The sequence below is a fragment of the Pseudoalteromonas sp. SG43-1 genome, assembly GCF_014164415.1.
Lineage (GTDB): Bacteria > Pseudomonadota > Gammaproteobacteria > Enterobacterales > Alteromonadaceae > Pseudoalteromonas > Pseudoalteromonas distincta.
This window is the reverse complement of sequence record NZ_JACJFD010000019.1, coordinates 34,010-48,153: the sequence shown is the minus strand read 5'-3', so window position 1 is coordinate 48,153 and position 14,144 is coordinate 34,010. Positions and strand designations below refer to the sequence as shown.

General features: G+C 40.8%; 10 protein-coding genes and 1 other RNA gene. 9 read left to right on the top strand and 2 right to left on the bottom strand.

The window, feature by feature from the left end:
• The first annotated feature begins 109 nt into the window (after positions 1-109).
• From lpxB to H5159_RS13605, 6 genes are all read left to right on the top strand, one after another.
• Complete coding sequence (lpxB, locus tag H5159_RS13630; protein WP_182780452.1) at positions 110-1,267, top strand: lipid-A-disaccharide synthase; 1,158 nt, start codon at positions 110-112, stop codon at positions 1,265-1,267.
• On the top strand, positions 1,257-1,859 hold the full coding sequence (rnhB, locus tag H5159_RS13625) for a ribonuclease HII (protein ID WP_182733801.1): 603 nt from the start codon (positions 1,257-1,259) through the stop codon (positions 1,857-1,859). The genes lpxB and rnhB overlap by 11 nt, the downstream gene beginning before the upstream one ends.
• A gap of 2 nt (positions 1,860-1,861) precedes the next feature.
• On the top strand, positions 1,862-5,353 hold the full coding sequence (gene dnaE, locus H5159_RS13620; RefSeq protein WP_182780451.1) for a DNA polymerase III subunit alpha: 3,492 nt from the start codon (positions 1,862-1,864) through the stop codon (positions 5,351-5,353).
• Positions 5,354-5,369: 16 nt separating this feature from the next.
• Positions 5,370-6,326 carry an acetyl-CoA carboxylase carboxyl transferase subunit alpha gene (accA, locus tag H5159_RS13615; protein WP_002958297.1) on the top strand — a complete coding sequence of 319 codons (957 nt, stop codon included), beginning with the start codon at positions 5,370-5,372 and terminating at the stop codon, positions 6,324-6,326.
• Positions 6,327-6,408: 82 nt separating this feature from the next.
• Entirely contained in the window at positions 6,409-7,713 is a 1,305-nt protein-coding gene (tilS, locus tag H5159_RS13610; RefSeq protein WP_182780450.1) for a tRNA lysidine(34) synthetase TilS, read from the top strand.
• Positions 7,714-8,067, top strand: a complete 354-nt coding sequence (locus H5159_RS13605; protein ID WP_024596259.1) for a hypothetical protein — start codon at positions 7,714-7,716, stop codon at positions 8,065-8,067. It begins immediately after the preceding gene.
• Between the two features lie 30 nt (positions 8,068-8,097).
• Here H5159_RS13605 and H5159_RS13600 read toward each other — a convergent pair whose 3' ends face one another.
• Positions 8,098-8,994 carry a GGDEF domain-containing protein gene (locus H5159_RS13600; RefSeq protein ID WP_182696038.1) on the bottom strand — a complete coding sequence of 299 codons (897 nt, stop codon included), beginning with the start codon at positions 8,992-8,994 and terminating at the stop codon, positions 8,098-8,100.
• Between the two features lie 133 nt (positions 8,995-9,127).
• Between H5159_RS13600 and H5159_RS13595 the strand changes: the two genes are divergently transcribed.
• Entirely contained in the window at positions 9,128-11,101 is a 1,974-nt protein-coding gene (locus tag H5159_RS13595; protein WP_024596261.1) for a monovalent cation:proton antiporter-2 (CPA2) family protein, read from the top strand.
• A 15-nt stretch (positions 11,102-11,116) separates the two neighbouring features.
• Here the strand turns inward: H5159_RS13595 and H5159_RS13590 are convergent, their stop codons facing one another.
• Positions 11,117-12,262: a patatin-like phospholipase family protein gene (locus H5159_RS13590; protein WP_182780449.1), complete on the bottom strand. Its 1,146-nt coding sequence runs from the start codon at positions 12,260-12,262 to the stop codon at positions 11,117-11,119.
• A 239-nt stretch (positions 12,263-12,501) separates the two neighbouring features.
• Between H5159_RS13590 and H5159_RS13585 the strand changes: the two genes are divergently transcribed.
• Together H5159_RS13585 and ffs are read left to right on the top strand one after the other, a co-directional pair.
• Complete coding sequence (locus H5159_RS13585) at positions 12,502-13,377, top strand: DUF3014 domain-containing protein (RefSeq protein ID WP_182780448.1); 876 nt, start codon at positions 12,502-12,504, stop codon at positions 13,375-13,377.
• Positions 13,378-13,516: 139 nt separating this feature from the next.
• Positions 13,517-13,613, top strand: an RNA gene (gene ffs / locus H5159_RS13580) — signal recognition particle sRNA small type.
• Positions 13,614-14,144 lie beyond the last annotated feature (531 nt).

Genomic DNA, 14,144 nt, shown 5'->3' with positions numbered 1-14,144 from the left:
GCCTTAACTTAGGTAATAAAAAACCAGTTATTTAAAGCGTTTAACCAAACAGTAAAACACGGTAAACTAACAAGCATGAACGCCTGGTTTACTTGTGAAATAAAATCAAATGAATAAAGATAAAAAACAACTACGAATTGGTATTGTGGCAGGTGAACTGTCGGGCGATATTTTAGGTGAAGGCTTAATTAAAGCCCTTAAAAAACACTTTCCGGACGCTATTTTTGAAGGAATAGCAGGACCTAAAATGCAAGCGCAGGGCTGTAAAACACTTTACGACATGGATGAGCTTTCGGTTATGGGGCTTGTTGAGGTGCTAGGGCGTTTACCACGTTTGCTTAAAATACGTAAACAACTCGTGCAGCATTTTGTAGATAACCCACCTGATGTATTTATAGGTATAGATGCACCGGATTTTAACTTACGTGTAGAAAAGCCACTTAAAGATGCGGGTATTAAAACCGTACAGTATGTAAGTCCGTCTGTTTGGGCGTGGCGCGAAAAGCGCATTCATACAATAAGTGCAGCCACTAACTTAGTGTTAGCATTATTACCATTTGAAAAAGAGTTCTACGATAAGCACCAAGTGCCATGTACATTTGTGGGGCATACCTTGGCTGACGACATAGCACTTGAGCACGACGATACTAAAGCACGAGAAGAACTCGGCTTAAGCCTTGATGACAAAGTACTGGCGCTGCTACCTGGTAGTCGAGGCTCTGAAGTTGGTTTGCTAAGCGAGACTTACATTAAAACAGCCGCGGAGTTGCAAGCTAAAAACCCTAACCTTAAAGTTGTGGTGCCGTTAGTTAACGAAAAACGCAAAGCGCAGTTTAGTGATATATTAAACGCTACCGCGCCAAACCTTAATGTTAACCTGCTAGATGGGCAATCTAAATTAGCGATGCAAGCTGCTGATGCTATTTTATTAGCCTCGGGCACTGCAACACTTGAAGGTATGCTTTATAAAAAGCCAATGGTTGTGGGCTATAAAATAAAGCCTTTGAGCTATTGGATTTTTAAAACTTTATTTACGTTTAATATTAAGTACTTTTCGCTGCCTAATTTATTAGCTGACGAAGAGCTAGTGCCTGAGTTTTTACAAACCGAGTGTAATGTGACTAACTTAACAAACGCACTTACCCCTATGCTTGACACAGATAACAAAGAGCTAAAAGCACGCTTTTTAGCTATTCACGAAAAAATTAGATTAAATGCCAGTGAACAAGCAGCCAATGCTGTGGCGGAGTTAATAAATGCAAATTGATAGACCCAATGTATCCTTAATTGCTGGTGTAGATGAAGTAGGGCGCGGCCCGCTTGTTGGTGATGTAGTTACTGCCGCCGTCATTTTAGATCTCACTAAACCAATAGCAGGCTTAGCAGATTCTAAAAAATTAACGGATAAAAAACGCCAAGCACTTGCAGTTGAAATAAAAGAAAAAGCATTGTGCTACGCGTATGGACGCTGCAGTCCAACAGAAATTGATGAGTTAAATATTCTGCACGCAACGATGCTTGCCATGACTCGCGCAGTAGAAGCATTAAGCACACAACCTGAATTTGTATTTATAGATGGTAATCGATTGCCAAAACTCACTATGCCAGCACAAGCTGTTGTTAAAGGTGATAGCTTAGTGGCCGAAATTTCAGCGGCGTCTATTTTAGCTAAAGTAGCACGCGATGACGAAATGCTTGAACTTGATAAACTCCACCCAGAATATGGTTTTGCAGGGCACAAAGGGTATCCCACTAAAGCGCATTTTGCAGCGCTTGAACAGTACGGTGCAATTGACGAGCATCGTAAAAGCTTTAAACCTGTGCAGCGCGTTTTGGCGCAAGCCAATGGTGAGGGCTAAGCATGGCTGCTCCTGATTTTGTTCATTTAAGAGTTCATTCAGACTTTTCGATGGTTGATGGCCTTGCTAAAACAAAGCCAATAGTCGCAAAAGCGCAAGAGCTGCAAATGCCAGCCATTGCAATTACTGATCAAATGAACTTTTGTGGTTTAGTGCGTTTTTATGGCGCCACGCATAATGCGGGTATTAAACCTATAGTGGGTGCTGACTTTTGGGTTCGTAGCCCAGAGTTTCCTGATGAGCCAAGCCGCTTAACTATATTAGCCAAAGACAACGACGGCTATAAAAATATTACCTTGCTGATATCTAAAGCTTATCAGCGTGGGCATGTATTTCATCGCCCTGTGATTGACCGCGAGTGGTTAGTTGAGCTAAAAGCAGGCTTAATTATTCTCTCAGGCGCTAAAGACGGTGACTTAGGTAAAGCATTATTAAAAAATAATTCGACTGTAATTGAATCGGTTGTTAGTTTTTATAAGCAGCATTTTAGCGATAACTACTACCTAGAGCTTGTTCGCACCAATCGACCGCTTGAAGAAGATTACTTGCACATGGCGGTAGAGCTTGCTGCTAAAGAGCAAATACCGGTTGTAGCCACCAACGAAGTGGTGTTTTTAAAGCCAGAAAACTTTGAAGCGCACGAAATTCGTGTTGCTATTTTTGACGGTTACACGCTCGATGATAAGCGCCGCCCTAAACGGTTCTCTGAAGAACAATATCTAAAAACACCTGAGCAAATGGCTGAGTTGTTTAGCGATATTCCAGAAGCCCTACAAAATACCGTAGAAATCGCTAAGCGTTGTAATGTAACTGTGCAATTAGGTACTTACTTTTTACCTGATTACCCAACCGGCTCGCTTAAAATTGAAGACTTTTTAGTTAAAGTGTCACAAGACGGCCTTGAAGAACGACTACAGTTTTTATTCCCCGACGAAGAAGATAGAAAAGTAAAACGTGTTGAATACGATGAGCGTCTTGCAATTGAGCTCGGTGTAATCAACCAAATGGGATTCCCAGGTTACTTCTTAATCGTAATGGAGTTTATTCAGTGGAGTAAAGATAATAATATTCCAGTTGGACCTGGTCGTGGTTCAGGTGCGGGTTCGTTAGTTGCGTACGCGCTTAAAATTACCGACCTTGATCCACTTGAGTTTGACTTACTCTTTGAGCGATTCTTAAACCCTGAACGTGTATCAATGCCCGATTTCGACGTCGATTTTTGTATGGATAGACGAGACGAAGTAATTGATCACGTGTCGGCTTTGTATGGTCGGGATGCGGTTTCGCAAATTATTACCTTTGGTACCATGGCTGCAAAAGCGGTAATACGCGATGTAGGGCGAGTGCTTGGCCATCCTTACGGGTTTGTTGATCGAATTTCAAAATTGATTCCGGGTGACCCCGGTATGACACTTGCCAAAGCGTTTGATGTAGAACCGCGCTTGCAAGAAGCCTACGATGGCGACAATGAGGTAAAAGACTTAATCGACATGTGTCGCATCCTTGAAGGGTGTACACGTAATGCCGGTAAACATGCGGGTGGCGTAGTAATATCGCCAACCACTATTACCGATTTCGCTGCACTTTATTGCGATGACGAAGGTAAGTTTCCTGTAACACAGTTTGATAAAAACGATGTAGAAACAGCCGGCTTAGTTAAGTTCGATTTCTTGGGTTTACGTACACTGACTATATTGCAGTGGGCGGTCGATATGACCAATGTGCGCATGAAACGCCAAGGTAAAGACCCCGTTGATATAAACACCATTCCACTGGATGATAAAAAAAGTATTGAGTTGTTACTTCGCGCCGAAACGACCGCTGTATTCCAGCTAGAGTCGCGTGGTATGAAAGACTTAGTACGCCGCCTTAAGCCCGACTGCTTTGAAGATATGATTGCACTTGTGGCCTTGTTCCGACCAGGTCCACTGCAATCAGGCATGGTAGATAACTTTATCGACCGAAAACTGGGCCGAGAAGAAATCTCATACCCAGATGCGCAGTATCAGCACGAAAGCTTAAAACCAATACTTGATCCAACCTACGGCATTATTTTGTATCAAGAACAAGTAATGCAAATTGCGCAAGTACTAGCAGGTTACACGCTAGGTGGCGCCGACATGCTGCGTCGTGCAATGGGTAAGAAAAAACCCGAAGAAATGGCAAAGCAGCGTTCAACATTTGAAGATGGCGCAAGAAATAACGGCATTGACGGCGAGCTTGCGATAAAAATCTTCGACTTGGTAGAAAAGTTCGCAGGTTACGGTTTTAACAAATCTCACTCAGCAGCTTACGCACTCGTATCGTATCAAACATTGTGGATGAAAACGCATCATCCTGCAGAGTTTATGGCTGCTGTAATGTCGGCCGATATGGATAACACCGACAAAATAGTTATTTTGGTGGATGAATGTGAAAACATGAAGCTCACCTTATTACCACCAGACGTAAATGCAGGTGAGTTTAAGTTTACAGTAAACCTTGAAGGTGAAATTGTTTACGGCATTGGCGCGATAAAAGGCGTAGGTGAGGCTCCGGTTGAAGCAATTTTAGAAGCGCGTGCAAAAGGCGGCCCATTTAAAGATTTATTTGATTTTTGTGCCCGTGTTGATTTAAAACGCTTAAATAAACGTGTTACTGAAAAATTAATTTACGCAGGTGCTTTGGATCAATTAGGACCAGAGAAAACCCAATCTGGGCGTGCTACATTACTAGCCAGTTTAAAAGATGCTATGCGTGCGGCCGATCAACACAACAAAGCTGAGCAATTAGGACAAAGTGACTTATTTGGTTTATTAGCCACTGAGCCTGATGAAGTTGAACAAGCTTTTATTAAAGCCACAGGGCTTACTGATAACGAGTGGTTAGATGGCGAAAAAGAGACGCTAGGCCTTTATTTAACTGGGCATCCAATAAATCAGTACCGCCGTGAGCTTAGGCATTACACTAGCGGAAAAATAGTTGATTTACAGCCAACTAATCGTGATGTGTTTGCAACGGCAGCTGGTTTAGTTATTGCTTCTAGAGTATTAATTAATAAAAAAGGAAATCGTTGGGCCTTAGTAACTTTAGATGACAAGAGTGCACGGATTGATGTACGCTTGTATTCAGACGAGTTTGAAAAGTACCAAGATATGCTCCAAGTTAACAATATCTTGGTAATATCTGGACAGGTCAGCTTTGATAACTTCTCCGGTGGTATTACAATGACCGCCAGAGAAATAAACACCATTGCTCAAGCGCGTGAAAAGCGTATTAAAGCGATTAAAATGACGCTGAACATGGTGCAAATCGAGGCAGGTTTCTTCGATAAATTACAAAAAGTACTCGAACCCTATAAAATGGGAACGTGTCCGATCAAGGTTTATTACCAACGTCCAGATGCGTTGGCGCAATTAACTCTTGGGATCGAATGGTGTGTTACGCCAAGTGACGACTTAATCCATAAGTTATCACTAATGGCTGCGCAAGATGTAGAACTAGAATTTAACTAATTAGGTAGTTTAGAGCATGAGCCTCAATTATCTTGATTTTGAGCTTCCAATTGCAGAATTAGAAGCAAAAATTGAAGAATTACAAAGTATCAGCCGCGCTGGCGAATTAGACCTTGAGTTAGAAGAGGAAGTCAGCAAATTAAAAGAAAAAAGTGCCAAACAAAAACAGGAGATTTTTTCTAATTTAGGCGCTTGGCAAGTATCACAGTTAGCACGTCATCCGTTGCGTCCTTACACTCGAGATTATATCGAGCGCATTTTCACGGAATTTGACGAGTTTGCTGGCGATCGTACTTTTGCTAACGATCCAGCTATTTTAGGTGGCATTGCGCGTTTAGATGGCGAACCGGTAATGGTTATTGGCCAACAAAAAGGTCGTGATACTGCTGAAAAAATTAAACGCAACTTTGGTATGCCAAAGCCAGAAGGTTACCGTAAAGCATTACGCTTAATGGAAATGGCTGAGCGTTTTAAAATGCCAATCATGACCTTTATTGACACACCAGGTGCATACCCAGGTGTTGGCGCTGAAGAACGTGGTCAATCTGAAGCAATCGCACGTAACTTAAAAGTAATGGCGTCACTTAAAGTGCCGACAATATGTACAGTTATTGGTGAAGGCGGTTCAGGTGGTGCATTAGCGATTGGTGTTGGCGACAGAGTTAACATGTTGCAGTACAGCACTTATTCTGTAATTTCGCCTGAAGGTTGTGCGTCTATTCTTTGGAAAAGCGCTGACAAAGCACCGCTTGCAGCAGAAGCAATGGGTGTAACTGCAGAGCGCGTTAAAGAGCTAGACTTAATCAACAACTTAGTTGATGAGCCACTAGGTGGTGCACATCGTAATTACGATGCTATGGCACGTAACTTAAAAGTACGCCTTAAGCGTGACCTAGCAGACTTACAAGCACTTACGCTTGAAGAAATGCTTGATCAACGTTACAAACGTTTAATGTCGTTTGGTTATTGCTAAACACATTAATTGTTAAAAAAAGCCGCTTATGCGGCTTTTTTGCTTTAAAATGTTCAGAGTTTTTATATAAAAGTGCGGCCATATGCATACAACAGCAATTTATCAGCAATTAAAAAAATCACTAAATAGCTATATTGAGCAAGGTAACACTGTTTTTACTGTGGCGCTTTCTGGTGGTGTTGATTCTGTGGTGTTGCTGCATTTAATGCGTGCTTTAAGAGCCGATAACCCTGCAATTGATGTATCGGCTATTTATGTTCACCATGGCTTGAGCCAGTATGCCGATGACTGGCAACGCTTTTGCAAAAATGTATGTATTGAGCTTGATGTGCCTTTTAAAGTCGCAAAAGTTGTAATTGAGCAGCAGTCGCGTACGAGCCTTGAAGCCCAAGCTCGCGATGCACGTTACAAAGCACTTGATGAGCTAAGCCCACAAGGCAGCATTGTTTTATTGGGCCAACATTTAAACGACCAAGTAGAAACGTTTTTACTGCGCTTAAAGCGTGGCTCGGGTTTGAAAGGGCTTGGCGCCATGCACCAAGTGCGTTTGCTGCAAAGTGGCCGTGTATGTTTTAGGCCATTGTTAAACGTAAAGCGAAGCGATATAGAAGCGTTTGCGGCGCGCTTTAGTATTAACCACATAACTGATGACTCAAATACAGATGAAAGTTTTGACCGTAACTTTTTACGCTCAAAAATAGTACCTGTGTTAGCCGAGCGTTTTACTGGGTTTGAACAATGTACAGCACGAAGTATTGAGCTACTACAACAACAGCAGACACTACTTGATGAGTACACTCAGCTTGATTTAAATAAGTGTATTAACGAGTACCAAGCACTGTGCATTAGCCAAATAAGCGAATACAGCTCAGCGCGTATTGCAAATATAGTACGTGCGTGGCTTACATTATTTACACAGGTCATGCCATCGCAAAAGCAGCTTGAGCAAATTATTAATCAAGCAATGTGCGCAAAAAACGACGCGCAAATGCGTATTGATTTGCTCTATGGGCAAATACGTCGTCATCAAGGTTATTTGTATTTTGTAACACCAAGTGAAGTATTAACAGACATTGAGCTAAATCATTCGCAGCTAAAACTTGCAGACGGGCGCTTATTAATTAAAAGCATTGGTTTTGGAGTAAGACCTCCACACTCAAATGAGCAAGTAATAGTGCGCTTTAATTGCAATAGCGCACGTATTAAACCACTTAAAAAGCCTGGTAGTAATACAGTTAAGCATTGGTTTAAAGATGCAAAAATAGCGCCGTGGCTACGCGCCAGTGTGCCACTTATTTTTTATAATGATGAATTAGTTCAAGTGGTTGGTTATTTTATAAGTGCTAAGCATGTTGATGAAAATGGTATTTTTTGGGAGTGTAAATAAATGAGTAAACAGCCGCATGTTGGCTTATCGTTAGTAAAAAAAGCGCCAATGGGTATGCTAATAACAGCGCTTATTGCTGTTATCGCTAATGTTTTACTTGAGTTAAATATAGTTACGTTAGGTTATGCAGTCGCTGGTGGGATTGCATCTGCAGTACTTTTATTAGCTTATTGGTTAGGTAAAGGTGGATTGTTTTTTATTTTAGGCGTGAGTCTGCCACTGCTTTTAGTATTATTTACACCGCTTGCGACTATTACTGCATTACTTAATTTAATTAGCGGGTTCTTTTTTGGTTTTTGTGCTGCGTTGTTTATTTATAAATTGGTATGTGCAAAGCCTAGCGGGGGAAGCTAGGCTTTTTTATTTAATGCAGTTAAGTAAAGGCTAATATGCTTTTGCGCAGTTTCTACCTGATGCCTTTGCTTTGTATAAACCTTTATCGGCTCGAGCAAATATCTCAGTTTCGCAATCTTGGCTGTTAGCTAAAGTAAAACCAATACTGGTTGTTACTTTATACTTAGACATTAATGGCGATTTTCTTACTAAGCACATTATACGCTCAGCAATCACTTTATTAGTTGTAAACTCAGGGTCTTCAATAAGTAAAGCAAACTCATCACCACCAAATCTAAATACCGAATCAGTGCCGCGTATACTGCTACACAGTACTTTTGAAAATTCTTTAAGTGTATCGTCACCAATTTTATGGCCGAAGTTGTCGTTAACTTGTTTAAAGTTATCTAAGTCAAGCAACATTAAACTAAATGGGCGTTGATAACGGCGACAGTTTTCAAGCTTTTGAAGTAAAAAGTCATTAAATTGACTACGATTATTTAAACCGGTTAACGCATCCTTTGTGGCAAGCTTTAGTACGCGGCTATACATCATCGCATTACGAAGTGGATAAACCAGCGCACTATGTAATGTATGTAATTTTTTCTCAATTGCGTGACCAAGTGGGAATTTACTAAAATAAATTAGCTGCCCTAAGTGGTCTTTATTAATCGCTAAATCAAAAATATAGGGTGTACTATTTGTATCACTTTGTGATGTTTGAGCAGTACCTAAAGTTGATTGAAACTGCAATCCAGAAAAATTGAGCAATTGTTTTGCAAATTTAGCGTAAATAGCCAGAACATCCTCGATCACTAAGCTTGTTTGTAGCTCTGCGACGAGTTCATGCGTTTCAGTTATTTCATTTGTAGGTGAGTGTTCAGCCGAAAACGGCAAAAAATCACCGCGACCAGACACACGCTGCGTCAAAATATGGACGTTTTCCATTAAATTCTCCCCCGAGGGTGTTACTTTGCAATAACTAAGCTATTTTTGTGCCATATTTTAAAATTGCATGAAAAACATATGGTTGTTATATTTACTTACAAGCTACTAGTTTAATTTAAACGCGAGGCTGCATTTGCAAAGTATTAATGCTCAAATTTTTGGCTTATTAGTCGCGGCAGTTCTTTTTGTGTGGTTTTTTAAGCGCATTGGCTTGCCGCCTATTTTAGCGTACCTAGCAACGGGGGTTTTAGCCGGTAGTCATGGTATTGGCTGGCTTGCACAATCTCACGAAATAGAGTTTGTAGCTGAATTGGGTATTGTGTTTTTGTTATTTAGTTTAGGGCTAGAATTTTCTATTTCTCGACTAATGGCAATGCGAAACCTAGTATTTGGTTTGGGCTCATTACAAGTAGGTATAACCAGTTTACTCTTCATTATTATTCTATATTGCTTAAACTTTTCATTACTCACCAGTTTTACCATCGGCACAATTATGGCGCTTTCTTCAACCGCTGTAGTAGTTAAGCTATTAAAAGAAACGGGTGAGCTTAATCAGCGCCGTGGGCAATTAGCCGTTGGTGTTCTACTTTTTCAAGATATTGCTGTTGTTCCTCTATTAATAATACTTCCTTTATTTGCATCAAGTGACTCTCAAAGTATTGGCTGGGCTTTAGCGTTTGCCCTAAGTAAAGGCGCATTTGTATGTGTGCTTCTTTGGGCAATTGGTAAATGGGTATTGCCCATTGTGTTTAAAGAAATAGCGCAAGTACGAACCGATGAGTTATTTGTACTTACCACCATATTAGTCGCGTTGTTTGCAGGCTTTTTAACGTATATGTTTGGCTTGTCTATGGCGCTAGGTGCTTTTTTAGCCGGAATGATGTTAGGTGAGAGCCATTACAGGCATCAGTTAGAGGCCGATATACGCCCATTTCGCGATATTTTAATGGGGCTATTTTTTGTTACTGTAGGTATGCAGCTAGATATTTTATTTGTACTGGGGCATATCGTAATAATTATTGGCGCCTTGCTGGGTTTACTGGTGTTAAAAATTGCAGTGGTAGCCTTTAGCGCGCGGCTAATGCATGAGCGAAACCAAGATTCACTCGCCTGTGGCATTATGCTGTGGCAAATGGGGGAGTTTGGCTTCGTACTTATTGCACTTGCTGGCCAGCATCAATTATTAAATTCAGAGCAAGCTTCATTTTTAATTGCCCTTGGTGTGCTTTCAATGGCATTTACCCCATTTTTGATTGATAAAACGCCATTTATTTTAAAGCGTTTAGGCATACTCGATCGCCCAAGTTTGGCGCTCGAGAGTGAGCCACAAAGTAGTACGCTTTATAGTGACCATGTTGTTATTTGTGGTTTTTCGCGAGTTGGGCAAACTATAGCGCGTTTTTTAAAGCCCGAAGCAATAGACTATGTTGCGATTGAAAGTAACCCAATTTTAGTACAAGAAGGCAAAGCGGCGGGTGAGCCTGTCATATTTGGCTATGTTAAACAAAAAGATATTTTAAAGTGCGCAGGAGTAGAGCGAGCTCGCTTGGTTATTATTACTTTTACAGAGTTTGATCATGCACAGGTTGTTATTGATGCCATAAAGCAAATAGCACCCAATGTTAAAATACTCATTCGTACCCGTGACGATAGCCAGCTAGATTATTTAAAAGAGCTAGGTGTAACCGAAGTAGTACCTGAGTCGTTAGAGGCAAGCTTAATGCTCGTGTCGCATGTGTTGTCTATGTCGGGCGTACCGATGACGCGTATTGTGCGAAGAGTAAGTAAAGAGCGTCGTAATCGTTATCCGTTAATGCAAAGCTTTTATGCAGGCTATTTTAAAGATAACGAAGATACATCAAGTGACCGGTTAGAGTACTTACATGTGGTTGCTCTGCCTGATAAAGCTTATGCAGTTAATAAAACAATCGAAAATCTAAATTTAGAAAAGCGTCGGGTACTGGTAAAAGCGCTGCGCAGAGAAGGAGCCGAAATAGACACGCCATCAGCACAAACAACCTTATTGGCTAATGACGTTTTAGTGTTACAAGGTAAACCAAGGCGTGTTGAGCGGGTAGAGCACTACCTGCTCGACGGAATAGAATAACGTTTCTGTTTGAGCTTAATCTAGTTCTAAAAACTTGCGTATCTCCGATAATTTTTTCATACCGTCTTCATAACCAATTTGCATTAAATGCTGGGTGTAGCGTTTTTCAAACAATAGATAACTGGTTAAGCTCGATTGCGAATGTTTTTTAACACCTATGGTACGTAGCAATACTTTAATAGCCCAAGGCATATCGTCGTAATACTGCGCTGCAATAGCATTAAAGTTTTGCGATGGGTTAATTACAAAGGTATCTATTTGTTTAAGTTCTTGATGTTTGTCACGCGCGGGTAATAGCCCTAATGTTCGGTTAACACGAGCCAAACGCTCTAAATCCGATTGCATAGTGTCGGTAAATACACTGTCTAGTAAATGCCCCGCAACAGCAGAGAGTCCAGGATAATGTGGCGAATAACCCGGCGGGTGTAATTCTTTAGGTTGATCGACCCCAATAATAAATATTTTTTCAGCGCCTAAATGAATCGACGGACTCAGCGGAGAAAGTTGATGTATAGAGCCATCACCAAAGTAATGGTTATAAATATTTACACTTGGAAACACCATAGGAATGGCACTTGATGCCATTAAGTGCTCAACATTAATACGAGTTGCGCGGCCTTCGCGTTTAGCACGTTGCCACGATGTTTGCGTATTAGATTGAAAAAATGCAACCGAGTCACCCGTTGTATAACTTGAGGCTGTAATAGACAGCGCATCTAAATAATTACGGTGTAAATTGCGCTCAATGCGGTGTAAATCTAAAATCTCGTTTAATAAACTACGCAGAGGGCGGTTATTTAGTAAGCTCGCTGGTGGGTGGTTAATATGCTCTGACTGAAAGCTCGTTAAGATATTGCGAGCAATATGACCAAACACGCTTAAAAAGTCACTTTTATAGACCATAGAGGTTGAAAAGTTTTTCCAAACTGATTCGAGCTTTCGTACAGCCAAATGCGCACAAGAAGCGTAACATGCCAATGCAGCAGAGTTAATAGCGCCAGCGGAGGTGCCATTTATTACTCTAAATGGCAATGGAGCAGTACGAGGCATACTATGAGCTAGCGCTTTTAGCACACCGACTTGATAAGCAGCTCGTGCGCCACCACCTGTAAGTAATAAGGCAGTTTTAGGTTTTTGTGGATCAACTTGCTTGATTTTCATATTGGTGGTTAAACTGTTCTACGTCTTTACTTTATTTATTAACTGTAAGTCTTTAAGCTAGAAGAATCAAAGGATAACTGCCCTAATGCTTATTACATTATTTAATCACCCAATTTAGTAGGTAACTTACTTTGCTATAATTGCCGTATTATAAAATGTCATAGTATTTGTGTAAGAATGAATTTAATCCACTTAGCGTACTCTAAGTGATATCGCATTTTAATTTTTATGGAGTTCGTATGTCAGATAAACCAGAAGCATCAGATGTTCAAAAACGTCCACCTAATAACAATATTCTTTTCGCCGTTATTATTTTAATAGTCGTAGCATGTGCGGCTGCCTTCGTATTGCTCACACCAAGTGACGAGCAAGAAACACGCACTGAGGTAGAGCCCGCAGTTAAAGAGCAACCTATGATGGAGCTTAAACCCGAGAACGACCCAGTGGTAGACGCGCCATCTGTAATGCCAGAAAAACCAGCCGAGCTTGAAGTACCAGTACAAAGCCCGAGCGAGCCGGAGCCTGAAGTAGAGCCACTACCAACACTTAACGAAAGTGATGCAGTTGTGGTTGCTAAAATGGATGAGTACCTAAGCGACTCAGTAATGAGCCTAATGGTGACCGACGATGTAATTCGCCGTGGTGTTGTATTTGTAGATAACCTAGCTAAAGGTAAGGTAGCTAAAAAGCACACGCCTGTTGTACAGCCAGAAGAGAAATTTAGCGTTAATGAAGGGGATATCCTCACAATTAACCCTAACAGCTACGAGCGTTATACCCCGTATGTGAAAATATTTACCAGTATGAGTGCAGCGCAAGCCGTTCGCATGTACGAAGAGTACAAGCCACTTATAAATAATGCATACAGTGAAATTGGTTATGGAGATGATGAGTTTAATCAAACGCTAGCCGATGCAATCGATTTATTACTTGATACGCCAGAGCCTGAAGGTGACTTGCCGTTACTTCGCGATTCAGTGACGTATCAGTATGCGTTTTCGGAGTGGGAGCAATTACCTGCTGCGCAAAAACAGCTTTTACGTATGGGTCCAGAAAACATGAAAAAAGTAAAAGCAGCACTTCGTAATATAAAAGCGCAGTTAGAGAACAATTAATACGCACTAAAACAGCTAAATACGTCGCGATTGTATATGAAGTATGCAATCGCACTTTCTTTTTAGATTATCCCTTGAATAACAGAGCAAAAGTAGAGATAATCCTTCCCGCGCCAACCAAGGCCCTCAATGGTAGTCTTATTGGTCCTCTCGCAACACTAGCAGGCGAACCTGGTCAGGCCCGGAAGGGAGCAGCCACAGTTTGTGACGTGTGTGCCGAGATGTGGCTGGTAAGACTGCCACCCAAATTCCTCATTTGGGTGTTGTTTGAAGTATAAGTTGACATATTTGTACTAAAAGATTGCATAAACCAGAAGCATAAGATGACATAATTTAGCATTAACCAAATTGTTAAATGGCTCACTCATATTTGCACTTCGGCTTTTTGCCTTTTCCAATAACTTGATAAAGGCTACCACTGACAGTTTTGATTAGCTGGTTCTGAGGTGATATTTCCACTATTCTTGATGTGCTAATATAATCGTTTGTTGCGAATCGGTACGTCATGTCATCGACATAGATATCCCATAAAATTTATCCAATCATTTTCTTCACCATCAAAAATTGAAACTTAACAGTGTTTAAGTCTTAATGAGAAATATCTATTTCTACTAAATTAATCGGAATTTTTTAGCATTAAAAAACTGGCTTTGGTATCAGGAGCTTTTAATTTAAGAAAACCAGTCACTTTATGCCATTTTATGATTCAACTCTATGCCAACTTATACTCCAAGCAACATTGGGTGTATATCGCTAACTCCTTAATA